Consider the following 23,476-nt stretch of genomic DNA (forward strand, 5'->3'; position numbering starts at 1 on the left):
GTCAGGGGGCGGGGTCGTGAGTGCCGAGATCGTTCAATTGGTGGAGCAGGCGGGGCCGTACGTATCGGCGGCGATAGGCGCGTACGGAGCGGCGGTGCTCAGCCGGGCCGAGAACGCGGTTGTCAGCGCGGCTGACGCGGCCGCGGATGTGGCTGCCGATGCCGCGGCCGATGTGACGGCGCGTCTGGGGCGGCGGATCCTCCAGGCGGTGTGGCGGCGCCGGGACGAGGGGGGCCGTACCGCTTTGGCGTCGGCGGTGGGGGATGCCGTACAAGAGCCGGACGACGCGGACGCGGCGGGCGCGTTGCGGCAGCAGATCAAACGGGCGCTGCGGGAGGACCCGGAGCTGGCGCGCGAGGTGGCCGGGATGCTGCCCGCGACGGGCGGAGTGACGGTCAACGTGTCGGGGGAGCGGGCGATCGGCGCGCAGCACATCGGCGTCGCGGTGTCCGGCGACAACGCCACGGTCCACCCGCCGCGGCAGTGAACGCGCCGGGCCCGGGGGAGCAGGCGCGGGTGGAGGTGTTCGGCGAGCGGCCGATCGGCGCCGCGTCGATCGGGGTGGCGATCAGTGGTGACAGCGCGCGGGTGGTGGTCCTGCCGCCGGAGGCGGCGCACTGGGCGCTGACGGTTCAGGCGCCGCCCGGGGCGGGGTTCCTGCCGGAGTCGGCGTCCGGGGTGTTCGTCGGCCGTGAGCAGGAGCTGACCGACCTTCGGCGGATGCTGGCGGGCGGGGGCTCGGCCGCGGTGGTGCAGCCGCGGGTGCGGGCGATCCACGGGCTGGGCGGGATCGGCAAGAGCGCCCTGGCCCTGCGTTACGCCGACCGCTACCGCGACACGTACACGCTCGTGTGGTGGATCACCGCCGAGTCGCCCGAGGCGATCCTGACCGGTCTGGGCGGACTGGCCACGCGTCTGTGCCCGCAGTGGGCGCACACGGTCGGCCCGGACGAACGGGCGGCGTGGGCGATCACCTGGCTGCAGGCACACCCGGACTGGCTGCTGGTCTTCGACAACGTCGAGGACCCCGCGCACCTGCGCCCCTACCTGGGCACCCTGGCCGGCGGCCACCACCTGGCGACCAGCCGCAGGTCGACCGGCTGGCACCGCCTCGCGCCCACTATGGCGCTGGGCGTGCTCCCCTTGGACGAGGCCGCAGATCTGCTGTGCACGATCGCCTTCCCGCACCCCGCCCCGACCGGTGAGCGGCGCGAGGCGGCCCGGCGGCTGGCCGGGAACCTCGGATGTCTGCCGCTGGCGCTGGAGCAGGCCGGCGCCTACGTCTACCGGACCGGCACCGATCTGGAGGCCTACCGCCGGTCTCTGGCGCTGGTCCTGGACGAGGACCGTGACGTCGCCGACCCCGAGCGGACCATCGCCCGTATCTGGGACCACACCCTGGAAGCCCTCGCCAGCCGCGGCCCGTTGCCCGTCACCCTCCTGCAGATCATGGCGTGGCTGGCCCCCGACGACATCCCCCGCACCCTGCTCGCACCCCTGGCGCCCGACCCACTCGCGCTCGACAACGCCTTGGGCGACCTGCACGCCTACAACATGATCGCCTTCACCGACGACGGCCAGGGCGTCGGCGTCCACCGCCTCGTACAGACCGTCCTGCGCACGCGCTCCTCGGCCTCACCGGGGCCCGACACCTACGCCCCGGGCCGCGCGGAGGCCGAACACGCCGTCCACCAGGCCCTGCCCGCCCCACCGGAGGGCCCTCTGCCCGAACCCTCGGCGGAGTGGGAACGCCTCCTCCCGCACGTCCTGGCCCTGGCCGAGTCCACGCCACCGGACACCCCGGCCTCGGTCGACACAGCCGAGGCCTATCACCTGGTAGCCCAGTACCTGTACCGGCAGGGCCGTGACGCGCAGACCATCCCCTTGCGCATCGCCGTCGTGTCTCAGTGCGAGCGGGTGTTGGGTGACGACCACCCTGTCACCCTGAACAGCCGCAACAATCTGGCCCTCGCCTACCGGGCGGCGGGTGATCTTGGGCGGGCCATCCCCTTGTACGAGGCCACGCTCGCCCAGTGCGAGCAGGTGCTGGGTGACACCCATCCCGACACTTTGGGCAGCCGCAACAATCTGGCCCTCGCCTACCGGGCGGCGGGTGATCTTGGGCGGGCCATCCCTCTGTTCGAGGCCACGCTGGCCCAGTGTGAGCGGGTGTTGGGTGACACTCACCCTGGCACCTTGAGTAGCCGTAATAACCTCGCCTATGCCTATGAATCGGCGGGTGATATTGGGCGGGCCATCCCTCTGTTCGAGGCCACACTTGCTCAGCGTGAGCGGGTGTTGGGTGACACTCACCCTGGCACCTTGAGTAGCCGTAATAACCTCGCCTATGCCTATGAATCGGCGGGTGATATTGGGCGGGCCATCCCTCTGTTCGAGGCCACACTTGCTCAGTGCGAGCGGGCGTTGGGTGACACGCATCCCGACACTTTGGGCAGCCGTAACAACCTCGCCCATGCCTATCAGGCGGCGGGTGATATTGGGCGGGCCATCCCTCTGTTCGAGGCGGCACTTGCTCAGCGTGAGCGGGTGCTGGGTGACACCCATCCCGACACCCTGACCAGCCGTAACAACCTCGCCTACGCCTACAAGGCGGCCGGTGATCTGGGCCGGGCCATCCCGCTGTACGAGGCGACGCTTGCTCAGCGTGAGCGGGTGCTGGGTGACACCCATCCCGACACCCTGACCAGCCGTAACAACCTCGCCTACGCCTACAAGGCGGCGGGTGATCTGGGCCGGGCCATCCCGCTGTTGGAGGCCACCCTGGCCCAGTGCGAGCGGGTTCTCGGCAACGCCCACCCGACTACCCTCGCCATCCGCAACAATCTCGCCCACGCCCGAGCCGCACAGCGGAGAAGCACAGCAACTCCAGACGACCACCCCTGACCGGCGTCGTCCTGACGGCCCGAGCCGCAGCCTTCCGCCCCCGGCTCACCGCCTTTCGTACATCCCGGATCAGGAGGGCGCGGCCCCCCGCCCTCAGCCCGATTGTGGCGGGCCCTTGGCGGACGGTTTGGCGAGCAGGCCCGCCAGGAGGACGGTGAGCAGGCCGATGGCCACGCCGCACAAGGTCCACAGGACGCGGTAGCCCTCGGCGGCGTAGTGGGAGGGCTGCGGGAGGTCCACCAGGATGAGCACGCCCGCGGCGATCGCGGCGCAGTACAGGGCATAGTTGAAGAAGCGCGTCGCGGCCCCGTGCATGAAGAGGACGAGTGCGACCGCTTCGAGCCCGCGCGTGGTCGCGAACAGCCTCAGTCCGTGTTCGCCGGCGGCCACCAGCAGCAACAGCGCGGCCAATACGGCGCCGAGCAACGCTCCGACGAGCCGTTGGGCGGCGACCAGCGCGGACTGCTCCAGGCTCGGTTTCATCGCGACCATGGCCGCGATCGGGATCCAGTAGCCGTGCGGCAGGTCCAGTCCGAACGCGAGTGCGGAGGCGCCGGCCACGGCCGCGGCGCGGATCAGCGCGAACCCGGCCACCGGCCGGGTCAGCCCGCGCCGGGAGGTGCTGCCGGGGATCTCCGCGATCGGCGCGGGCCGCACACCGCGCCCGCGGATCAGCCATCCGGTGAAGGCCGCCGCGATCCACAGCGCCGATCCGCCCGCCCATGCCAGCGCCTGGGCCCAGGCGTGGCTGGTGACGCGTGTGTGATGGTGCAGGTTGGCCGCCAGCGCGAGGGCGACGACGAACCACAGGTTCAGCAGCGCCGCGGCCACGAACCTGTGCACCCCGAACACGACCGCGAGCCCCGCCACCACCGTGACCGCGAAAACGGCGAGCACCAGCCAGCCCCAGGCGACCGCGCCGATGCCGAACGCCAGCGCGGTCAGCCCCGCCCCGGCCAGACCGAAGAGGGCGATGTACGACGCGCGGTGCGCGAAGGTCCCTCCCGGGTCTTCCAGTCCCGCGAACAGCAGGCCGAACAAGGCGCTGAGCAGGTACTGCTCGTACCCGATCGCCCAGAAGACGATCAGCGGCACCAGCATGGCGTCCAGCACTGCGACCCCGCGGTGCCAGTTCAGCCCCGCGGGGTTCAGCGCGAACACCCGCGACAGCGGGCCCGTGATCATGGCGCGGACGGACCGTCCGGCTCGTCCGCCCGCACCGGCCACGGCCGCCCTCCATCGCCTCGGTCGAGTGGTGTGCCCCCGCCTGTCCCGCATTCTGCGATCGGACCGGAGACGTCGCGACGCGACCCGCGGGGCCGGGCCGAAGGCGGCCCGCACGCCAGTCGTACGGCGCAGCGGCCCCCGCTCCGGGAGCCCTTTGCACGGCATGGAGGACCCGCCGCCGGCCCCCGCCCCGCGCGGTGGCGCCACCGGGAGCCCGGCCGTATAACGGGGTGGCAGGCCGCCGGCCCGTCGCACCGCCGCCGAGGCGGCACCGCGCCGACGGAGGTACCCGCTGCCATGACTGCCGATGCCGCGCCCTCGTACGCGGACCTGCAACCGCGGCAGCGTCGGCGGCTGTTCCTGCTCACCGGGCTGCGGGCGGCCGTCACCCCTGTGGTCCTGCTGGTGCTGTACTACACGCTGCCGCTCGACCATCCCCTCGACGTGGGGAACACCGTGTGGTTCGTCGTCGGCTTCGTGGCGTTCGCGACGGCCGTCGCCTGGCAGGTGTACTCCATCCTCCGCTCCCCGTACCCGCGGCTGCGCGCGATCGAGGCGCTCACCGTGCTGGTGCCGGTGTTCCTGGTGGTGTTCGCCGGCACGTACTACCTGCTGGACATCGGCACGCCGGGGTCGTTCACGATGGCGCTGAGCCGCACGGACGCGCTGTACTTCACCGTCACCGTGTTCGCCGCCGTCGGCTTCGGCGACATCGTCGCGAGGACCGGGACCTCCCGGGTCCTGGTCACCATCCAGATGCTCGCCGACCTCGTGCTGGTGGGGCTGGTGGTCAAACTGCTCATCGGCGCGGTGCGGGTCGCCGTCGACCGCAGGTCGTCGGAGGCGCCCCCGGAGGCGCCTCCGGGGCCCCGTGACGCCGGTCCGTGAGGCCGGCCCGTGAGGCCGGTCCGGCCCGTGAGGCCGGCGCCCTGACGTCCCGCCGCCCACCCGTCCCCGCCCGCGCACCGGAAGGCCCGCGCTAAGGGTGCTCGAAGAGCTGAAGGAAGCCGCCGGCGGAGAAGCACAGGGCGCCGGTGAGGGTGCCCCAGTTCGCGACGTCGGCGTTGACCAGGCCGCCGGTCGCGGGGCGGGTGAAGGCGGCGAGCGCCGAGGTCATGAACAGGAGCGAGCCGAGCTGGTTGAAGGCGACGATCCACCAGCCGCAACTGCGCGCGCGCAGGCACGGCCGCCCGTGGCAGATCTCGGCGAAGCCCAGGTGCCCGGAGATCAGGAAGAGCACGCAGCCGATCACGTCTGGCACCCAGATCAGCCGGTTGGCCTGCTGGACGCTCAGGCCCTTCAGGAAGGAGTCCAGCAGGTTGACGCCGAAGACGAGGGTGCCCGTGAAGAGGACGAACGTGCTGACCCAGTCCACCCGCATCGGCTCGTAGCTCCACCACTGCCAGCGGCGGGTGACCAGCCGGCCCTCGCCGCCCGCGACATGGCGGGGCGCGTTGATCACCTGAAGCAGTGACACGTAGCCGCCGGTGTTGAAGAACAGGCCGCCCGTGAAGTAGATCGAGGCGCACTCGGTGGCGTCGCCCGAGGCGAACTGGGCGACGGCCGCGCCGGTCGCGAACAGGCCCCCTCCGACGACGAAGGCCAGGGAGGCCAGGACGTTGAGCCGGCGCAACCGGACCAGGGCCGGGGTGTCCGCGGCGACGTGCCGGCCGGCCGCCTCACCGGGCGCACGGACGGCGAGCACCCCGCGCCGCCGCGCGAGCCGCGACTCCCACACCGCGGTGCCACCGCCGGGAGGGTGCCAGGTGAGCCGGGTGGTGAACGGCCCCGCCGTGCCCTTGGCGCGCTGCTCGGGCTGCCCCACGGGGCGAGCCTAGCCCGCGGGCGGGACCGGACGGCGGACGAAACGCGGCGTGGCCGCGTGCCCACGTGGGCCGCCCACGTGGGCCGCCCGGGTGGAGCGGGCGCGGCCCTCCGGGTGAACCCGCCCGTGCCGGGCCGGGAGCGCCGCCCGCCCGGCCCCCATCCTGACCTCGGGGCCCGGCCGCGGGTCCGGCCGCGGGTCCGGCCGCGGGTCCGATCGCCGGGTCCGCTCGCGGGTCCCTTCGCGGGCCGGGTTCCGGCCAGGTTCCGGCACGGTTCCGGCCCGGTCCCGGCCAGGCTCCGGCACGGTTCCGGCCCGGTCCCGGGCGGGTTGCTCCCGGGTCCCGTCCCGTCACGGTTTGTCGAAAGTGGGGCACCATGCCATCTCCGCCGCCGCGCGCTCTTCGGCGCCTCAGCGCCGCCGTGCTGACAGTCCTGCTGGCCCTGCTCATGCTCGCCGCCGGGCAGCCCGCCCCCGCGGCGCAGTCCCGGCCGCGGGCCGGGGGAGCCGACCCCGGGGTGGTGGCCGCGCTGACCCGCGCCGCCCGGCCGCTGCGTACCACCGAGCCGGCCGGCCCGTTCACCGACCTGGGCCCGTTCGGCAGGCAGGTCGGCCGCGCCCGCCTCGTCGGCCTGGGCGAGGGCAGCCACGGCACCCACGAGTTCTTCACCCTCCACGACCGCCTCTTCCGCTACCTGGTGCGTGAGAAGGGCTTCGCCACGTTTTCCCGCGAGGCCGGCTGGAACGCCGGACTCGACGTCAACGCGTGGGTGCAGGGCGGCCCCGGCGACATCCGGGAGATCATCCGGCGGGACTTCCAGGCCGACTGGATGCTCTTCGCCACCGAGGAGTTCGCGCGGCTCTTCGAGTGGATGCGCGCCTACAACGCGAGCCACGACCACCGGCACAGGCTGCAGTACATGGGCTTCGACGTCGGACCGGTCGAGCCCGCGCTGTACGGCAAGGTGCTGGCCTACGTCGCCAGGCGCTACCCGGCCCTGGAACGGCGGTTCGCCGATCTGTACGCGGGCCACCCCACCGGCTCCGTCGAGGCGGCCACGATCGAGTTCCGGCACCGGCCACTGGTCGAGCGCGAGGACTTCGCGAGCCGCGCCCAGCAGGCGTACGAACTGCTGGCCGAGCAGCGCCGCCCGGCTCCCGACCCGATCGACCTGCACAGCGCCGCCTCCATCGCCCAGGACACCCGCTTCTACGCCTACGGCAACACCCCCGAGGAGGACACCGCCTCGCTGGAGTACCGGGACCGGACCATGGCCTCGAACGTGGCCTGGTGGTACCGGCTGACCGGCGACAAAATGGTGGTGTCCGCACACAACAGCCACGTCGCCTACCTCGACCCCGACCCGCAGTTCATCCGGCAGGGCGGCTACCTGCGCCGGTGGTTCGGCAGCGGCTACACCAACCTGCGCACGGCCTTCTACCAGGGCTCGTTCAACTCGACGTACGTCGTGAACGGGCGCTACGCGGTGCGCGCCTACACGGTCGGGCCGCCGGACCCGGGGTTCAACGAGTACACCCTCGGCGCGGTGCCCGTGGACAAGTACTTCCTCGACCTGCGCGCCCTGCGTCCCCCGGCCAAGCAGTGGGCGGCCCAGCCGCACCCCAACCGGTTCTTCGGAGGGTTCTGGGAGCCCGGCCAGACGGAGGAGATCGCCCTCAGCAAGTTCTCCGACATGCTGATCTTCATCCATCGCAGTACGGCGGCGCGGATGCTCCCGGGCACCTGAGACCGGCCCGTCAAGGCACACGGCACACGGCCCCGCCCGGCCCCGGGCCCCGCTTGAGGCAAGCCCGCTGCTTCGCGGCGGGCTTGCCTCGCGGACGGCAGCTGGTCATGCCCCCGCAGGTACCTCCGCCGTGACGATGTAGAAGGTCACCGTCGCCAGGAACGGCCCCTCGGCGAGGTGGGTCAGCCAGCGGTCCGCGGCCTCCTCGGTGAAGTGGCCGGCCGCGGTGGCACGGCGGGTGGTGCGTTCCAGGCCGAGGACCCGGTCGGCGGTGCGCGGGTCGCGGAAGACCGGGGTGACCGGGAGCACCGAGGGGACCGCGAAGCCGGACTCGGCGGCGAGCCGGGGCAGTTGCCTGCCGATGCTCGCGTTGCGGATCACCTCGTCGGTGACATGGCGGGTGTACGCACGGGTCAGGGCCTCGTCGGGATGGTCGACGGCCAGGGTGGCCCAGTCGGGCTCGCCCATGACGAGCCGGCCGCCCGGCCGCAGGACGCGGCGGATCTCGGCGAGCGCCCGCACGGGGTCGGCGACGTGCTGCAGCACCCGGTCGGTGCGTGCCCGGTCGGCGGCGCGGTCGGGCAGCGCCAGATCGTGGATGTCGCCCAGCCGCACGTCCACACCGGGCAGGCCGGCGGTGCGTGTGCGGGCCGTCTCGACCATCGCCTCGTCGTGGTCGACCCCGATCACCGTGCCGGCCCCGCCCACCGCCTCGGCGAGCGCCGTCAGATCCGTGCCGGGGCCGCACCCGAGGTCGAGCACGATCTGCCCGGCGCGGACGCCGAGTTCGCCGAGCATGCGCCGCTTGTACGAGCGGCCCAGGTCGCTCGCGGCGAGCCGGTCGAGGTAGGTGATCCGGCCGGGTCCCGTGGTCTCGAACGCGGGTGATGTCATGGCTCCGAGTCAACCACCGGGGCCGGCGGGCCGTCGCGTGACACTGAGACGGCGTCAGCCGGACGCGCAGGCCGTCGTCAGGTGCCCGGCGGCCGAGGCGACGGGCTTCAGGTCGGGCGTGGTGCCGACGGCCGCGGACGCGCGGGCGTTGCGGACGGCCGTGTCGAGGTTGTCGACGGCCGCGTGGACGTCGGAGTCGTCCGTACGGTCGTCAAGCCCCTTCAGGTCGGACCTGACCTTGTCGAGGGCCGTGACGGTGGCCTGGCGGCGGCTGGGGTCGGAGACCTGGCCGACGTTGGTGGCGGTGCTCTGCAGGTCCTGCAGGTCGCCGGCGATCGTGGCGGCCGTCTTGGCGCAGTCCAGGGCGCGCCGCGCGCCCTGGCACCCGGTCAGCCCGAGCGCGGCGACGGCGGCCAGGGCGAGCGCGACCGCCCCCGCAGCGACGGTCCCGGCGCTTCCGGCCGTACGGGTGGCGCGGGCGGTGGCGCCGGCCCCGGTGGTGGTTGCGGTTGCGGTTGCGGTGCGGCCGCGGTTCATACGAGACCCCTCCCCGAGCGCGTACGCGGCGGTTCGCGACGCGCGCACCTGTACACACGCACCAGCGGCCCCGCGGGTTGCCCGCGGCGCCCGTGCGGCGCCCGCGCGCCGGTCAGACGCCGCCGCGTCCTCCCTTGCCGCCCCTCTTGCGGGCGTTGCCGGCACGCCGGGCGAAGGAGTCGCTGCGGACGGCCTGCATCTCGTAGTGGGCGCGCTCGCGGGCGCGGCTCTCCTTGGCCGGGTCGTTGGCCCAGCCGGACGCCGTACGCGGGGGTCAGCCGCAGCCAGCCGTGGCGGCCCACGCCCGTGTTCGCCCGGAACGTCATGTGCTCGTTGCGGGCCAGGAGGGTGCGGTCCACCGCCGTCGCCATGTGACCTCCGGGGAGCCGGGGCCGTCAGGCTACCGGCTGCGGGCCGCGCGCGGCGGACGATGGCCGCGATCGGGTACGGCGGACCGGCGTACGCTCGGCGTGCCGCGGGGCGTACGGAGGGGGAATCCGGTGACGGTTCTGGAATGGTCGGTGGCGGCCATGGGACTGGCCCTGCTCGCGGTGGGGGTGATCGACCTCGGCCGCGGTCGGGACGCGCCGCCCGGCCTGCGGCGGCTGCCGCTGCTCCTTTGCGTACCTCCATTGGCGTCCGCGCTGCCGCGGCTGCTCGGCGCGCCGCACTCCGTGGTCCTGGCCTGCGACGGCCTGGCCCTGGCGGCGGGCGTCACGGTGGTGGTCATCGCGCTGCGGGTCGCCCGGCGACCGGGCTGAGCGCCGGGTCCGGCGCCGGCGGCAGCTCCGGGGGCGCGGGTGGGAACTCGCGTGGCGCGGGCGGGAAGACGGTACGCAGGCGGGCCCCGGGCAGGCCGGAACCGTCCCGCGCGGGCACGATCGTCAGCGTCGCGCCGTGCGCCGCCGCGATGTCCCTCGCGATGGGCAGGCCCAGGCCGGAGCCGCCGGTGTCGCGGGGGCGGGCCGCGTCCAGGCGGGTGAAGCGGTCGAAGACCGTGGCGTGGTGCTCGGGCGCGATGCCCTCGCCGTCGTCCTCGACGTCCAGGACCGGGCGGCCGTCCCGCAGGCCGAGGCGGACGGCGACGGTCGCGGTGGCGTGCCGTACCGCGTTGTCGACCAGGTTCGCGACCAGGCGGCGCAGATGGTCGGGCGAGCCGAGGACGAGGACGTCGGGGGTCAGGTCGAGGGTCACGCGGACCTCCAGCCGGGGGCGCTTGCGCGCGGCCTCCTCCGCCACGAGCTGGGCGAGGTCGAGTTCGGTGACCCGCAGCGGCCGGCGGGCGTCGAGCCGGGCCAGGAGCAGCAGGTCGGAGGTGAGGGCCTGCAGCCGCGCCACGTCGTCCAGGGCCTGCGCGGCCAGCGCCTTCTCCTGCGGTCGGGCCAGTTCCAGGCGGGTGCGCAGGATGGCCATCGGGCTGCGCAGCTCGTGGGCGGCGTCCGCGACGAACTGCCGGTGCGCGTCCACGGCGGTGCGCAGCCGGTCGAGGGTGGCGTTGACGGTACGGGCCAGGGCCGCGATCTCGTCGCGCGTACGCGGCTCGGGCACGCGCTCGTGCAGGTCGTGCGCGGTGATGTCGGCGACCTTCGCGCGGATCGCGGACACCGGGCGCAGCGCCCGGCCCACCGCCAGCCAGGTGAAGAGGGCGACCAGCGCGAGCAGGGCGGGCACGCCCGGGATCAGTACGTGGGTCAGGGTGCGCATGGCCTGGCTGGCCGGGGCCAGGGAGGCGAAGCCCTTCACGGTCACCGGGCCGCCGCCGACGGCCTTCTTGTAGACCTGGGTGGTGACGACCTTTCCGTCCACCCGCTCGATCACCACCGGCGAGTTGGGGAGCAGGACCTTGGTCCGGCCGGGCGGCGCCTGCTGGGACGCGGACTTCGGCGGAAGGTCCTTCGCGGCGCCGGCCTCGGAGGTGCCGGCGGAACTGCCCGCGGTGGTGCCCGCGGTGGCGGCCGAGTCGTCCGTACCGCCGCCGGTCGTTCCGCCGTCCGTACCGCCGGTCGTTCCGCCGTTCGTATTACCGCCGTCCGTACCGCCGTTCGTGCCGGTCTTCCCCGGCTTCGCCGCGGGCGCCCGCAGCGGCGGATACCCGGGGTACCCGGGGTCCCCGGGCGCTCCGGGGTACCCGTTGAAGCCCTCCGGGGCGCCCGCGGGGGCTCCCGGCGTGCCCACGCCGGCGGACTTCTCGTCCAGGACGAAGCCCTGGGCCGCCGCCCGCTCCTTGGCGTCCTGCAGCGCGAGCTGCCTCGTCGTGTCCGACAGGCTGGAGCCGAGGGCGGCGAACAGCGCGATCGACGCCAGGCACAGCGCGACCGCCACCGCGGCCGTCGCGGTGAGCGTGGTCCGCAGACGTACCCCCATGTCAGGCCTCCAGCCGGTATCCCGCACCGCGCACGGTGCCCAGCGTCGCCCGCCCGAACGGCTTGTCGATCTTGCGGCGCAGCGCGCTGATGTAGACCTCGACCACGTTGGAGTCGCCGTCGTACGCGAAGTCCCAGGCATGCGCGAGCAGTTCGGACTTCGGTACGACCTCGCCGGCCCGCCGCGCCAGGCAGTGCAGGATCGCGAACTCCTTCGGGGTCAGGGCGATCCGGACGCCGCCCCGGCTGCACTTCATGCCCGCCGGGTCCACCCGCAGGTCGCCCACCGTGAGCACCGCCGGCCGCTCCCGCGCCCCGCGCCGTACCAGCGCGCGCAGCCGGGCGAGGAGCACCACGTACGAGAACGGCTTGGTCAGGTAGTCGTCTGCGCCGGTGTCGAGCGCCTCGGCCTCGTCGTACTCGCCGTCCTTGGCGGTCAGCATGAGGATCGGGGTCCAGGTGCCGGCCGCCCGCAGCCGGGCACAGACCTCGTAGCCGTTCAGCGCGGGCAGCATCACGTCCAGCACGATCACGTCGTACGGCTGCTCGGTCGCCATCCACAGGCCCTCGCGGCCGTCGTGGGCCAGGTCGACCGCGAAGCCCTCCCGGGTCAGGCCGTCCTTGAGCAGGTCGGCGAGCCGGCGTTCGTCTTCCACCACGAGTATGCGCACGCCGCCAGGGTGCAGCGGGCAGCCTAAGGCGAACATGAAGATCACGGCGGGCTCCTTCAGGCCCGCTTCAGGCGGGGGTGGCGAGGCTACGGGACGTCAGATCGTCCGATCTGCGCCAAGCCCACCAACCCGGGGGGCCCGGCCGCCGCCGTACGCGCGCCGGGCCGCCCCTCAACGGGAGTGACCAGAGCATGAAGAAGAACAGGATGGTCGCCGGGATCGTCCTCACCACGGGCCTCGGCCTGACCGGGGTCGTGGCCGCGTCGCCGAGCGGGGCGGCCACCCCGGAGCAGGCGAAGACGGCGTCCTCGTCGTCCTCGGTGTCCTCGGTGGCGATCGGCAGCACCCACAAGGGCGGCGGCCCCGTCCTCGTCTGCGTCGGCAAGGTGGGACTGCCCGGAAAGCCGGTGCCGGGCAAGCCGCTGCCCGGGCTTCCCGGAAAGCCGGGGAAGCCCGGAAAGCCGGGCAAGCCCGGGAAGGTCACGGCGCCCGGCGGCAAGCTGACCGTCAAGGTCGTCGGCGGCAAGGTGTACGTCAACGGCAAGCTCGTGCCGAAGACCGATCTGCGCAAGTGCCCGCCGGTGCCCCCGCTGCCGCCGCTGCCCGGCAAGGGTCACGGCAAGGGCTTCGTGTGCGTCATCGAGAAGGGCCCGGGCAAGCCGGCGCCCGGGAAGACCACGGTCAAGGTCGTCGGCGGCAAGGTGTACGTCAACGGCAAGCGCGTCCCGAAGGACAAGCTGCCCAAGTGCCCGCTTCCGCCCCTCCCGCCCTTCCCGGGCAAGGGCCACGGCAAGGGTCACGGCGTCGTCGTCATCGAGCGGGGCGTGCGATCCGTCCTCGGCCCCGTGAAGGGCGTGAGCGTCGCGGGCCTGACCACGGCCCTGGCCGGCTGAACCGCGCCGATCGCGAACGGGCGGCCCGGGGACATGGGGGACCCCGGGCCGCCCGCCCCTCCGGTTCACGGCGGGCCCGGGCACACCCCGGGCTCGCCCTCGCACCGCACCAGGTCGCGGCACACGTACCCGCCCGCCGTGTAGTACCGCGTCACCAGGTCGTACGGGAAGGCGCGCAGCCGCTCGCGGCCGTACGCCAGCGTCACCTCGGCCGGGAGCGCGCCGGGCGGCGGGGGATGCGCGGCGAGCTCCCGGCCCAGCCACTCCAGTGCCGCGTCCGCGTCGGCGAACGTGCCCGCGAGCAGCACGCGCGGCTTGCGGAACCAGTCCCGCAGCAGCGGCGGCGGCGTGGCGCTCGCCATGTCCCGGGCGTCCCGGTCCGCGGGCTTGGTGCCCCCGGTCCAGGCGTACGCGTGCCAGTGCCCCACACCGAGCCACCGCCTCCAGCCGGCGCCGTCACCCCCTCCCGGGCACCGTAGGCACCCAGGCCCCCCACCCTCCGCGGCGCCACCACGCCCAGGCCGCGGTTCACCGTGATGCGCGGCGGGTGGGTCAGGGGTTCGTGGCCGAGGGGAGGCGGACGCGGAAGAGGGCGCCCTCGCCCGGGGTGGTTTCGAGGTCGACGTGGCCGCCGTGGGCGGTGATCAGGGCGTGGGCGATGGACAGGCCGAGGCCCGTGCCGCCGCCCGCCGGGGTGCGGGTGCGGGAGGGGTCGACGCGGTAGAAGCGTTCGAAGACCCGCGCGGCCTGGTCGGGGGTCAGGCCGGGGCCGCGGTCGGCGACTTCGAGGACGCCGTGGCCGGCGCGGGTGCCGACGCCGATGCGGACGGGCGTGCCGGGCGGGGTGTGGGCGACCGCGTTGCCGACGAGGTTGGCGACGACCTGCCGCAGGCGGGCCTCGTCGCCGAGTACGGGGGCCGGTCCTGGCGGATTGCCGGGGCCGCCGCCGGGCCCGGTGAGGGTGACCGTGCGGGTCGGGTCGAGGGCGGTGGTGTCGTGCAGCGCGTCCACCGCGAGGGTGCGCAGGTCCATCGGGGCGAGCTGGACCGGCCGCTGCTCGTCCATCCGCACCAGGGTGAGCAGGTCGTCGACCAGACCGCCGAGGCGTACGGCCTCGCTCTCGATACGCGCCATCGTGCGCTTGACGTCCGCCTCGCCGCCCAGCGCGCCCATCCGGTACAGCTCGGCGAAGCCGCGGATGCCGGCCAGCGGGGTGCGCAGCTCGTGCCCCGCGTCCGCGACGAACCGCCGCATCTGCTCCTCGGACTCCGCCCGGGCCGCGAACGCCGACTCGATCCGCCCGAGCATCACGTTGAGCGCGGCCGACAGCCGCCCGGCCTCGGTACGCGGCGACTCCTGCGGCATCCGGTGCGACAGCGGCCGCCCCGCCGCGATCTCGGCCGCGGTCGACTCGATCCGCCGCAGCGGGCGCAGCCCGGCGCGCACCGCGAACCAGGCGGCCGGCCCGAGCAGCGCCGCCACCACCGCGCCGATCAGCAGGAACGCGGTCCTCAGATGGCCGGTGGTGGAGGTCACCTCGTCCAGCGAGGCGGAGACCACGACCCCGGCGGGCAGCACGGCCGGACCGGGGTGCTCCGCGGCGGCCACGGAGGACGCGGTGACCGGGACGATCAGCACCCGCCAGCTCCCGCCGCCGTGGTCGCTCGGCACGTCGAACGGCTTGCCGAAGTGCGCCCGCAGGGTGGCCGCGTCCATCCGCGGCCACAGCGGCTTCGGGTCGCCCGCCGCCACGGGCAGCCGGAACTGGTCCGAGACGCTGCCGTCGGCCGCCGCGAAGGCCACCACGTACTGGCTCGGCAGCAGCGCCCTCGGGCCGCCCATCCGCATCAGCCGCGGCGGCACGCCCTCCGAGCCGAGCCGCCGGGCCAGCGGCTGCCCGTAGCGCTGCAACTGCTGGTCCACCCGGGCGACCAGCTGGCCGCGCACCGAGCCGAGGACCACCGTGTCGCTGACGGCCAGCCCCAGCAGCACCAGGACGAGGGAGAGCAGGACGAGCCGGGTCCGCAGCGGTACGCCGGCGAACCGGAAGCGGGTTCGCCTCGCGGGCGACGAGCCGCCGTGCCCGTCGGCGGCCTCGGTCCGCGCGCCGCGCGGGCGAGGCGACGGCATGCGGATCACCCGACCGGCCGCCGCAGCACGTAGCCGACCCCCCGGACGGTGTGGATCAGCTTGGCCGCCCCGTCAGCGCCCGAGTCGACCTTGCGGCGGACGTAGGAGATGTACGACTCGACGATGCTCAGGTCGCCGCCGAAGTCGTACGCCCACACGTGGTCGAGGATCTGCAGCTTCGAGACGACCCGGTCGGCGTTGGCCATCAGGTAGGCGAGCAGCTTGAACTCGGTCGGTGACAGCGACACCGGCCGGCCGCCGCGGGTGACCTGGTGGCCGAGCAGGTCGAGCTCCAGGTCGCCGGCGGCCAGCCGGCCGTCGTCCGCGGGCGATCCCGTGCGGCGCAGGATCGCGCGGATGCGGGCGATCAGCTCCTCCAGGCTGAAGGGTTTGGTGACGTAGTCGTCGCCGCCCGCGGTCAGCCCGTTGATCTTGTCCTCGACGCCGTCCTTCGCGGTCAGGAACAGCACGGGCAGCCGGTCGGGGCCGCCGCCGGCGGGGCGCGAGGGGTGCGGGCCCGACTCCTCGCGCAGCCGCCTGACGACGGCGAAGCCGCTCATGTCGGGCAGCATCACGTCGAGGACGACCAGGTCGGGCCGCTCCCGGGCGACCGCCGCGAGCGCGTCGGCGCCGGTGGCGGCGGAGACCACCTTGAACCCGACGAACCGCAGGGACGCCGACAGCAGCTCCCGTATGTTCGGCTCGTCGTCGACGACCAGCAGGCTGGCCTCGGGCGCGTCCATGGGCTCCTCCTGGTCTGCCGGGTCCTGGTTCTCCCGTGTCCCGTGTCCCGTGTCCCGTGTCCTGGGTCCTGGGTCCTGGGTCCTGGGCCCCCCGCGGGGTTGCCGGCCGCACGGTACGCGCCGCTCCTGTGAGAGCCGGGCCGGTCTCGTCGGTTCCCGGCCTCGTCAGTTCCCGCCGGACGGCCCGGACCCGCCGGTCCCGCCGGAGCGGCCCGCGCCGCCGTTGCCGCCGCCGAACCCGCTGAACCCTCCGGACCCGCCGAATCCCCCGAAGCCGCCGCCGGTGGCGCCGCCCTGCGTCACGGTGGTCGCCGCGATGTCGCCGTTGGACTGCTGGGTGCCGCGCACGACGACGGTCTGGCCCGGCTTGAGGTCGCCGACCTTGCCGTCCTTGGACTCGGTGACCTTGGTCGAGCCGCCGGTGGTGACCTTGACGATGTCGCCCTGGGCGTCGGTGACGTAGATCGTGCTGCCGTCGACCAGCTTGACGGTGCCGAAGGTCATGCCGGAGCCGGTGCCGCCGGGGGCGCCCGTACCCGCGCCCGTACCGGAAGATCCCGTTCCGGTACCGCCGCCCCCGCCGAAAGCGCGGCCGCCGGCGCCGGCCGTCGCGCCCGCACGGCCCCCCGCGAGGGAGAAGCCGCGGCCCGAGGCGGCCGGGGAGTTCCTCAGGTGGTGCTTCTCCACCAGCGCGCCTCCCGCGAACGCCCCGGCCGCCACCACACCGGCCGCCAGGACCAGCGTCAGCCAGGGCAGTTTGCGCCGGGGCGGCGCCGCCAGCTCCGCCGAGATGTCCCGCGCGTCCGGCGGCACCGCCAGGATGTCCTCGGGCCGCTCGGCCGGCGCGCCGCCGGGCCCTTCGATCACCCCGACCTCCCCGACCCGACCGGGCTCCCCGGGCTCCCCGGGCTGAGCGGGTATCGCCACGCCGGTGGGCTCGGGCACGAGCGGCAGCAGCTCCGTGTCGGCGGCGTCCGCCCTGACCAGTTCGGTACGGCGTCGCGCCATCTCCGGTTCTCCTTAGGCTTCGGAACTGTCTGATTGTCTGGACCGCTGGAACCGCCGGGCCTCACTCGTGGCGCAGCGCCTCGATCGGCCGCAGGCCCGCCGCCCGGTTGGCCGGGTAGCCGCCGAAGAACAGGCCGATGGCCACGGCGATGGCGAAGGCGCCGATCACCGACTCCGGGATGACCACCGGCTTGATGCCGACGATCGTGAAGCGGGAGCCGACCAGCCCGCCGACCACCCCGAGCCCGCCGCCGACCAGTGACAGCAGGGTGGACTCGGCGAGGAACTGGCCGAGGATGACGCCCCTGGGCGCCCCGATCGCCTTGCGGATGCCGATCTCGCGGGTCCGCTCGGTGACCGTCACCAGCATGATGTTGGTGATCCCGATCCCGCCGACCAGCAGCGAGATCGCGGCGACCGCGCCCAGCAGCACGGTGAACGTCTTGGTGGTGGACGCCTGGGTGCTCAGCAGCGACGCCTGGCTGGCCACCCGGAAGTCCAGCGCGCTCGCGTCCTTGATGCCGTGCCGGGCCATCAGCACGGTGGTGATCTCGTTCTGCGCGGGCGTGGTGGCCGACGCCGACTTCGCCTCCACCAGGATCTGGCTGAGCGGGCCGAAGCCGGTCCAGGCGTTCTGCACGGTCGGCAGCGGCGCGATCACCACGTCGTCCGGGTCCTGGAAGCCGGTGCCGCCCTTGGTCTGCAGTACGCCGACCACGGTCAGCGGCGTGCCGCCCACCACGATCCTGCGGCCCACCGGGCTCGCCGCGCCGAACAGGTCGGTCGCCGTGGTCGAGCCGATCACCGCCACCTTGCGGGAGTTCAGAACGTCGTCGGCGCCGAAGTAGTCGCCGGTGGCGACCTTGCTGTTGGACGCCTTGAAGTACGCGGGGTAGGTGCCGACGACCTGGTTGACGGTGTGCGAGGTCCCCTCGTACAGCGCGGTCTGCGAGGTGGTGACCTCGGGGGCGACCGACTCGACGTCGGGCGCCTGGGAGGGGTCGGCCAGCGCGCGGGCGTCGTCCACGGTCAGCGGCTTGGTGCCGGCCGCGGTCGAGGACGCGCCGAAGCCGGCGCCCGAGGAGACGGTCAGGGCGTTCGTGCCGAGCTTCTCGATGGAGTCCTTGACGGCCTGGGAGGAGCCGTTGCCGACCGCGAGCAGGATGATGACGGCGGCGACGCCGATGAGGACGCCCAGCGTCGTCAGGCCGGACCGGACCTTGTTGGCGGCCAGCCCGCCGAGGGCGAAACGGAGGGTCTCGAACACGTTCACGGCCGGGGACCTCCGGTGGTCTCGGAGGCGGTCAGGGCTTGCGGCGCTTGCGGCGGCGCGGGGAGTGCCCGCGCGGGACGGGCCTCCTGGGGCGCGGACGCGGCCTGGACCGCGTGGGCCGCCTGGGCTCCCTCGGTCGAGTGGGACACGCCGGACATGTGGCCCGCCCGGGGCGCGCGCGCCGCGAAAGCGCCCGGGTCGCGCAGCGCGGGCGGCGGCCCGTCCACGGGTGCCTGCCGCACGTCCGCGACGATCCGCCCGTCCACCAGCCGCAGCACCCGCTTGGCGTGCCGGGCCACCTCGTCCTCGTGCGTGATCAGGACGACGGTGCGGCCCGAGGCGTTGAGCCGGTCCACGATGCCGAGCACCTCCTCGGTGCTGTGGCTGTCGAGGTTGCCGGTCGGCTCGTCGGCGAGCAGCATCGCGGGCGCGGTGACCAGCGCGCGGGCGACGGCCACGCGCTGCTGCTGGCCGCCGGACAGCTCGTTGGGCCGGTGGCCGACCCGGTCGGCCAGGCCCACCAGGTCGAGCGCGGCCAGCGCCCGGCGCCGCCGCTCGGCGGCCTTCACCCCGGCGTAGGCGAGCGGGAGTTCCACCTGGGCGAGCGCGGGAGTGCGCGGCACCAGGTTGAACGACTGGAAGACGAAGCCGATCTTGCGGTTGCGGACCAGGGAGAGCTGGTGCTCGTCCAGGCCGCCGACGTCGATGCCGTCCAGCAGGTAGCGGCCGGAGGTGGGGACGTCGAGGCAGCCGAGGATGTTCATCAGCGTGGACTTGCCGGAGCCCGAACTGCCCATGACGGCGACCATGTCGCCCTGCTCGACCACCAGGTCCATCCCGGCGGGCTCGCCGGTCCCCGGGTCGACAGGTCCGGCGAGCGCGCGGACGGCCGCGTCGCCCTGCCCGTACTGCTTGACCAGCGCGCGCACCTCGATGACCGGGGGCGGGCCCCACGGGCCGCCGTCCTCGCCACCGCCCTCGCCGCCGCCGGGGCCGGGGCCATCGGTGCCGGCGGTGGGGTCGGTGGGGTCGGTGGTACGACCGGCCTTCCGTGCCCCGCGGTGCAGTCCGCCGCGGCCCGGGCTTCCCGGACCCGGCTTGCCCGGCCACCTCATCCGCGGCCACCTCCCGTGCCGCGGAAGCCGCCGCCCCCGCCCCCGCCGCGCAGTCCGCCGGCGCCGCCGAACCGGTTGCCGCCGCCGATGCCGCCGGGGAACGCGCCGCTCGGGAAGCCGCCGTTGCCGGACGAGGCCACGCTCGGGATCTCCACCTTCTGGCCCTCGGTCAGCCCGCTGGTGATCTGGTCCACGGAGTCGCCCTCGACGCCGACCGTGACGTTGGTACGGGTGGTGGAGCCGTCCGCGCCGACCACCAGGACCGTGCGGTTGGCGCCGGTGCCGGAGACCGCCGCGGTCGGCACGCTCAGCGCGCCGGACGCCTCCCCGGTGACGACCTGGATGCTCGCGCTCAGGCCGGTGCGCAGGGACGCGGTGGGGCTGGTGATGACGAGCGTGGCCGCGTACTGGACCGCGCTGCCGCCGGAGTTGCCGCCGCCGGAACCGGAGCCGGAGCTGACCGGGAGCGAACTGACGGACAGCACCTTGGCGTTGAGCACGGTGCCGGGTTCGGCGTTCAGCGTGACGGTCGCGGCCTGGCCGGACTTGAGCTTGAGCGCGTCGGTCTCGGAGAAGTCCGCGGTGACCTCCATGCCGGTGGGGTTGGTGAGCACGATGAAGCCGGTGGGCGTGGAGCCGGAACCGGAGCTCGAACTCGCGGAGGAGCCGCCGCCGGAGCCCGAGCCCGACCCGGAGCCGGATCCCCCGATCGAACCGGAGCCCGAGGCGCCCGTCCCGGAGACGGTGCCGCCCTTCGCGCCGGCCACGGAGGCGACCGTGCCGGAGACGGGGGCGGTCAGTACGCAGCCGTCCACCGCCCGCTGGTCGGCGTCCACCTTGTTCTGCGCCTGGGTGACCTGGGCCTGGGCCTGTGCGAGCTGGGCCGGGTCCACGGTGGGCGTGGGGGTCGGCGTCGGGGTGACCGCGGCCGCGGAGCCGCGGCCGGAACCGGAACCCGCCGATCCGTTTCCGGCGCCGTTTCCGGAGCCGGAGCCGCTGCTGGCGGCGGGCAGTTCGCCCTCCTCCACCTTCGTGAGGTTCGCCTGCGCGGCGGTCAGCGACGCCTCGTCCTCGCTCAGCGCCGCCTTCGCGTCGGTCGGGTCCACCTTCGCCAGCACCTGGCCCTTGGTGACCTTGTCGCCCGGCTTGACGTCGACCTCGGTGAGGGTGCCGCCCGTGGTGAAGTTCAGGCCCGCGTCGCTCGGCGAGACCAGCGAGCCCGACCCGGACACGGTGGCCAGGACCGTCGCCTTGGTGACGGTCGCGGTCCGTACCGCGCCGCCGCCGGAGGACGAGCCGCCGCTGTCGTGCACGGCCGCGTAGGCACCGCCGGCGCCCGCGAGCACCACGACGCCGAGCACCGAGTTGATCAGGACGGCCCTGCGCCGCCGTGGGAGCACCTTCATGGCGCGCATCCTGGCCGCGCACACCTTTGAAGCCCTGGGAGATTCCTGGGAGTTCGCTGGGAGCCGCGGCCCGCCCCGGCCGCCGTATCCGTACCGCGAAGCGCCCGTACGCGAAGGAAACGGGCCGGAATCCGTCACCGCGCGCGGTCGCGCCCTCACCGGCTCCCCGGAAACTCACAGCCGGGTCCCCGGGAGTCCCTATGCGCGTGCGGTTGAGTCGGACCCCGCCGTCCGCGTCCCCGCCAACGCCATCCGACGTGGGCGGCGCCCGGCCACGAAAACCGCTGACCGATTCGCTCACCGAACCGCTGACTCACCCGCTGACTCACCCGCTCACCGAACCGCTGTGACCCGAGGGGACGTACGGAGATGACCCGGACCACCAGCCGGACCACCACCGCGGCCGCGACCGCGGTGCGGGCCGGCCTGTCCGTCGCCGCGCTGGCCGCGTCGGGCGCGCTGCTGCTCACCGCCTGCTCGTCGTCCTCGTCCGGTACGGCGTCGGCGTCCGGCTCGCCGTCGGGATCGGTGTCGGCGGCGGCCTCGGCGTCCGGGAACGGCGCGCAGGAGATGCAGGCCTACCGCACGTGCCTGTCGCAGCACGGGCTGAACCTGCCCACGTTCGCGAGGCGTTCGCCGGGAGCGGGGCGGCCCTCCGGGTCGCCGGGGGCCGGACGCGGGGGCGGGGGCGGGCGCGGGTCCGGCGGCGGATACGGCGGCGGATACGGCGGAGGGTTCCCCGGGTTCGGCGGAGGCACGCCCGACGCGGCCACCCAGAAGGCGCTGGACGCCTGCGCATCGCTGCGGCCGCGGTTCAACGGGCGTGGCGGGGGCGCGAACTCGACCGCCTTCAAGGCGTTCACGAGCTGCCTGAAGGACCACGGGGTGGTGCTGCCCACGCCGTCCCCGGGCGCGTCGAACGGTTCCGGCCGCCCTGGCTTCGGTCCCGGCTTCGGCGGCCCGCGCGGGCTGAACACCGCCGACCCCAAGACGGCGAAGGCGTACGAGACCTGCCGCGCGCTGCTCCCGCAGCGCCCGTCGGGTGCCGCCTCGCCCTCGCCGGCGGCCACGACCTGACACGGGTGGCCGAGACGGGGGCGCGTACTTCCAGGCGTACGCGCCCCCGTCACCGCGAACCGCCGCCGTAACGCCGCACGGTCGTACAGTCGTACGGTCGTACCCCGGTACGACCGGCTACCAGGCGAAGGACTCGGGCGAGGGGCCCGGGCCGGGGAAGATCTCGTCGAGCGCGGCGAGGAACTCGTCGTCCAGCGTCAGCTCGGCCGCCCGCAGCGCCGAGTCCAGGTGCCCGGCGGTACGCGGTCCCACGATCGGCCCGGTCACGCCGGGCCGGCCGAGCAGCCAGGCCAGGGCGACCTCGCCCGGCTCCAGCCCGTACTTCGCGCACAGCTCCTCGTACGCCTCCACGCGCGCCCTCGTCCGCGGGTCGGCGAGCCCCGCGGCGGAGCGGCCGGCCGAGGTGCGCGCGCCGCCGCCCTCGCGTTCCTTGCGCAGCGCCCCGCCGAGCAGCCCTTGGTGCAGCGGCGACCAGGGGATCACCCCGAGGCCGTAGCCCTGCGCCGCCGGGATCACGTCCATCTCCGCCCGCCGCTCGGCGAGGTTGTACAGGCACTGTTCGGAGACCAGTCCGAGCGACCCGCGGCGCGCGGCGGCCTCGTTGGCCTGCGCGATGTGCCAGCCGGCGAAGTTGCTCGACCCGGCGTAGAGGATCTTGCCCTGCCGCACCAGGACGTCGATCGCCTGCCAGATCTCCTCCCACGGGGTGGCCCGGTCCACGTGGTGGAACTGGTAGACGTCGATGTGGTCCGTGCGCAGCCGCCGCAGGCTCGCCTCGACCTCACGGCGGATGTTCAGCGCGCTGAGCCGGTCGTGGTTGGGCCAGGAGTGCTCGTGCCACGCCTTGCCGTCGTTGGTCGTGTTCCCGTAGACCTTGGTGGCCAGCACGGTCCGGTCCCGCCGCCCGCCGCCCTTGGCGAACCAGTCGCCGATGATCTCCTCGGTCAGTCCCTTGTGCCCGTCCCGCCCGTAGATGTTGGCGGTGTCGAAGAGGTTGATCCCCGCCTCGTGGGCGGCGTCCATGAGCGCGTGCGCCGCCCCCTCGTCCGTGTGCCCGCCGAAGTTCATCGTGCCCAGCACGATGCGGCCGACCTTCAGCCCGGTCCGTCCCAGCTGCGTGTACTCCATGACCCCAGCGAACACCTTGGAGTGCGCTCCACCGCAAGCCCTGGCGGGGTGAGGTCGCCGGCCCGGCCCCCGCGGACCTGCCGGGCGCGCGGGGCTACGCCTCCTGCGTCGCGCGGAGCTTCTGCGTGCGGTCGGCCAGTTCGACGAGGGCGACGCGCTGGCCGGGGGTGAGGTCGCCGGCCCGGCCGGCCTCGCGGATGTGGGCCCGGCTGAGGAGGTCGTGGCAGTCCAGGGCGCCCATCCCGGGCAGCGCCCGGACCAGCGCGGCGACCTGGATGTCCGCCGCGTCGCCGTCGATCGAGGCGGCGCGGCGCAGGACCCGGGAGAGCCCCGGCGTGCCTTCCGTCGCGACCTCGCTGAGCACCAGAGCCCGGCGGTGGCTGGCCTCCTGGGAGACCTTGTCGTGCCGGGACCCGTACACCGTCATTTCGCGCACACCCCTATCCGATTTGCACCATTTTGGCGCTCCACTCGACGAGCGTACGCCCGCCATGTGTCAGTGCAAGTGCCGAACGCAGGGTAACCACCGTTTCG

The 23,476-nt window shown here is 74.2% G+C and carries 22 protein-coding genes; 7 read left to right on the plus strand and 15 right to left on the minus strand.

The features are described from left to right. Positions 1 to 16 precede the first annotated feature (16 nt). Positions 17 to 487, plus strand: a complete 471-nt coding sequence (locus tag K7G61_RS25085; RefSeq protein ID WP_225849235.1) for a hypothetical protein — start codon at positions 17 to 19, stop codon at positions 485 to 487. Next, positions 484 to 2,904: an FxSxx-COOH system tetratricopeptide repeat protein gene (fxsT, locus tag K7G61_RS25090; protein WP_225849236.1), complete on the plus strand. Its 2,421-nt coding sequence runs from the start codon at positions 484 to 486 to the stop codon at positions 2,902 to 2,904. The genes K7G61_RS25085 and fxsT overlap by 4 nt, the downstream gene beginning before the upstream one ends. A 93-nt stretch (positions 2,905 to 2,997) precedes the next feature. On the opposite strand, the gene K7G61_RS25095 is transcribed toward fxsT, so the two are convergent. Continuing rightward, on the minus strand, positions 2,998 to 4,089 hold the full coding sequence (locus K7G61_RS25095; RefSeq protein WP_225849237.1) for an FUSC family protein: 1,092 nt from the start codon (positions 4,087 to 4,089) through the stop codon (positions 2,998 to 3,000). A gap of 339 nt (positions 4,090 to 4,428) precedes the next feature. Here K7G61_RS25095 and K7G61_RS25100 point away from each other — a divergent pair, with 339 nt between their 5' ends. Further along, positions 4,429 to 5,019, plus strand: a complete 591-nt coding sequence (locus K7G61_RS25100) for a potassium channel family protein (protein ID WP_225849238.1) — start codon at positions 4,429 to 4,431, stop codon at positions 5,017 to 5,019. A gap of 91 nt (positions 5,020 to 5,110) precedes the next feature. Here K7G61_RS25100 and K7G61_RS25105 read toward each other — a convergent pair whose 3' ends face one another. Beyond that, positions 5,111 to 5,956, minus strand: coding sequence for a hypothetical protein (locus K7G61_RS25105; protein WP_225849239.1), 846 nt, complete (start codon positions 5,954 to 5,956; stop codon positions 5,111 to 5,113). 377 nt (positions 5,957 to 6,333) lie between these two features. Between K7G61_RS25105 and K7G61_RS25110 the strand changes: the two genes are divergently transcribed. Further along, positions 6,334 to 7,704, plus strand: a complete 1,371-nt coding sequence (locus K7G61_RS25110; protein WP_225849240.1) for an erythromycin esterase family protein — start codon at positions 6,334 to 6,336, stop codon at positions 7,702 to 7,704. A gap of 105 nt (positions 7,705 to 7,809) precedes the next feature. On the opposite strand, the gene K7G61_RS25115 is transcribed toward K7G61_RS25110, so the two are convergent. Together K7G61_RS25115 and K7G61_RS25120 are read right to left on the minus strand one after the other, a co-directional pair. Next, positions 7,810 to 8,598: a methyltransferase domain-containing protein gene (locus tag K7G61_RS25115; protein ID WP_225849241.1), complete on the minus strand. Its 789-nt coding sequence runs from the start codon at positions 8,596 to 8,598 to the stop codon at positions 7,810 to 7,812. A 54-nt stretch (positions 8,599 to 8,652) separates the two neighbouring features. Beyond that, positions 8,653 to 9,135: a hypothetical protein gene (locus tag K7G61_RS25120; RefSeq protein WP_225849242.1), complete on the minus strand. Its 483-nt coding sequence runs from the start codon at positions 9,133 to 9,135 to the stop codon at positions 8,653 to 8,655. Positions 9,136 to 9,635: 500 nt separating this feature from the next. On the opposite strand from K7G61_RS25120, the gene K7G61_RS25125 reads away from it, so the two are divergent. Continuing rightward, the gene (locus tag K7G61_RS25125; protein WP_225849243.1) at positions 9,636 to 9,896 is read left to right on the plus strand and encodes a hypothetical protein; all 261 of its coding nucleotides are present in this window, start codon (positions 9,636 to 9,638) and stop codon (positions 9,894 to 9,896) included. Here the strand turns inward: K7G61_RS25125 and K7G61_RS25130 are convergent. Together K7G61_RS25130 and K7G61_RS25135 are read right to left on the minus strand one after the other, a co-directional pair. Next, a complete protein-coding gene (locus K7G61_RS25130; protein ID WP_225849244.1) occupies positions 9,862 to 11,499 on the minus strand; it encodes a cell wall metabolism sensor histidine kinase WalK in 1,638 nt (545 codons plus the stop codon). The genes K7G61_RS25125 and K7G61_RS25130 overlap by 35 nt on opposite strands. Position 11,500: 1 nt before the next feature. Beyond that, positions 11,501 to 12,169 (minus strand): response regulator transcription factor, encoded by a 669-nt coding sequence (locus tag K7G61_RS25135; protein ID WP_225849306.1) that lies wholly within the window; start codon positions 12,167 to 12,169, stop codon positions 11,501 to 11,503. A gap of 191 nt (positions 12,170 to 12,360) precedes the next feature. Between K7G61_RS25135 and K7G61_RS25140 the strand changes: the two genes are divergently transcribed. After that, positions 12,361 to 13,062, plus strand: coding sequence for a hypothetical protein (locus K7G61_RS25140; RefSeq protein WP_225849245.1), 702 nt, complete (start codon positions 12,361 to 12,363; stop codon positions 13,060 to 13,062). A 65-nt stretch (positions 13,063 to 13,127) separates the two neighbouring features. On the opposite strand, the gene K7G61_RS25145 is transcribed toward K7G61_RS25140, so the two are convergent. From K7G61_RS25145 to K7G61_RS25175, 7 genes are all read right to left on the minus strand, one after another. Further along, positions 13,128 to 13,490 (minus strand): hypothetical protein, encoded by a 363-nt coding sequence (locus tag K7G61_RS25145; RefSeq protein ID WP_225849246.1) that lies wholly within the window; start codon positions 13,488 to 13,490, stop codon positions 13,128 to 13,130. 124 nt (positions 13,491 to 13,614) lie between these two features. Next, the gene (locus K7G61_RS25150; protein WP_225849247.1) at positions 13,615 to 15,192 is read right to left on the minus strand and encodes a cell wall metabolism sensor histidine kinase WalK; all 1,578 of its coding nucleotides are present in this window, start codon (positions 15,190 to 15,192) and stop codon (positions 13,615 to 13,617) included. A gap of 5 nt (positions 15,193 to 15,197) precedes the next feature. Next, entirely contained in the window at positions 15,198 to 15,935 is a 738-nt protein-coding gene (locus K7G61_RS25155; RefSeq protein ID WP_225849248.1) for a response regulator transcription factor, read from the minus strand. 165 nt (positions 15,936 to 16,100) lie between these two features. Beyond that, a complete protein-coding gene (locus K7G61_RS25160) occupies positions 16,101 to 16,943 on the minus strand; it encodes a hypothetical protein (RefSeq protein WP_225849249.1) in 843 nt (280 codons plus the stop codon). A 61-nt stretch (positions 16,944 to 17,004) separates the two neighbouring features. Beyond that, positions 17,005 to 18,216 carry an ABC transporter permease gene (locus tag K7G61_RS25165; protein ID WP_225849250.1) on the minus strand — a complete coding sequence of 404 codons (1,212 nt, stop codon included), beginning with the start codon at positions 18,214 to 18,216 and terminating at the stop codon, positions 17,005 to 17,007. Beyond that, positions 18,213 to 19,331, minus strand: a complete 1,119-nt coding sequence (locus K7G61_RS25170; RefSeq protein WP_225849251.1) for an ABC transporter ATP-binding protein — start codon at positions 19,329 to 19,331, stop codon at positions 18,213 to 18,215. Before K7G61_RS25170 ends, K7G61_RS25165 begins: the two co-directional genes overlap by 4 nt. Next, a complete protein-coding gene (locus K7G61_RS25175) occupies positions 19,328 to 20,737 on the minus strand; it encodes an efflux RND transporter periplasmic adaptor subunit (RefSeq protein WP_225849252.1) in 1,410 nt (469 codons plus the stop codon). The genes K7G61_RS25170 and K7G61_RS25175 overlap by 4 nt, the downstream gene beginning before the upstream one ends. Positions 20,738 to 21,106: 369 nt before the next feature. Here K7G61_RS25175 and K7G61_RS25180 point away from each other — a divergent pair, with 369 nt between their 5' ends. Continuing rightward, a complete protein-coding gene (locus K7G61_RS25180; protein WP_225849315.1) occupies positions 21,107 to 21,814 on the plus strand; it encodes a hypothetical protein in 708 nt (235 codons plus the stop codon). 117 nt (positions 21,815 to 21,931) lie between these two features. Here the strand turns inward: K7G61_RS25180 and K7G61_RS25185 are convergent, their stop codons facing one another. Continuing rightward, complete coding sequence (locus K7G61_RS25185) at positions 21,932 to 22,942, minus strand: aldo/keto reductase (RefSeq protein WP_225849253.1); 1,011 nt, start codon at positions 22,940 to 22,942, stop codon at positions 21,932 to 21,934. 94 nt (positions 22,943 to 23,036) lie between these two features. Then, the gene (locus K7G61_RS25190) at positions 23,037 to 23,369 is read right to left on the minus strand and encodes a hypothetical protein (protein ID WP_225849254.1); all 333 of its coding nucleotides are present in this window, start codon (positions 23,367 to 23,369) and stop codon (positions 23,037 to 23,039) included. Positions 23,370 to 23,476: the final 107 nt, after the last annotated feature.

Source organism: Streptomyces sp. HPF1205, from assembly GCF_020400825.1.
Classification (GTDB): Bacteria; Actinomycetota; Actinomycetes; order Streptomycetales; family Streptomycetaceae; genus Actinacidiphila.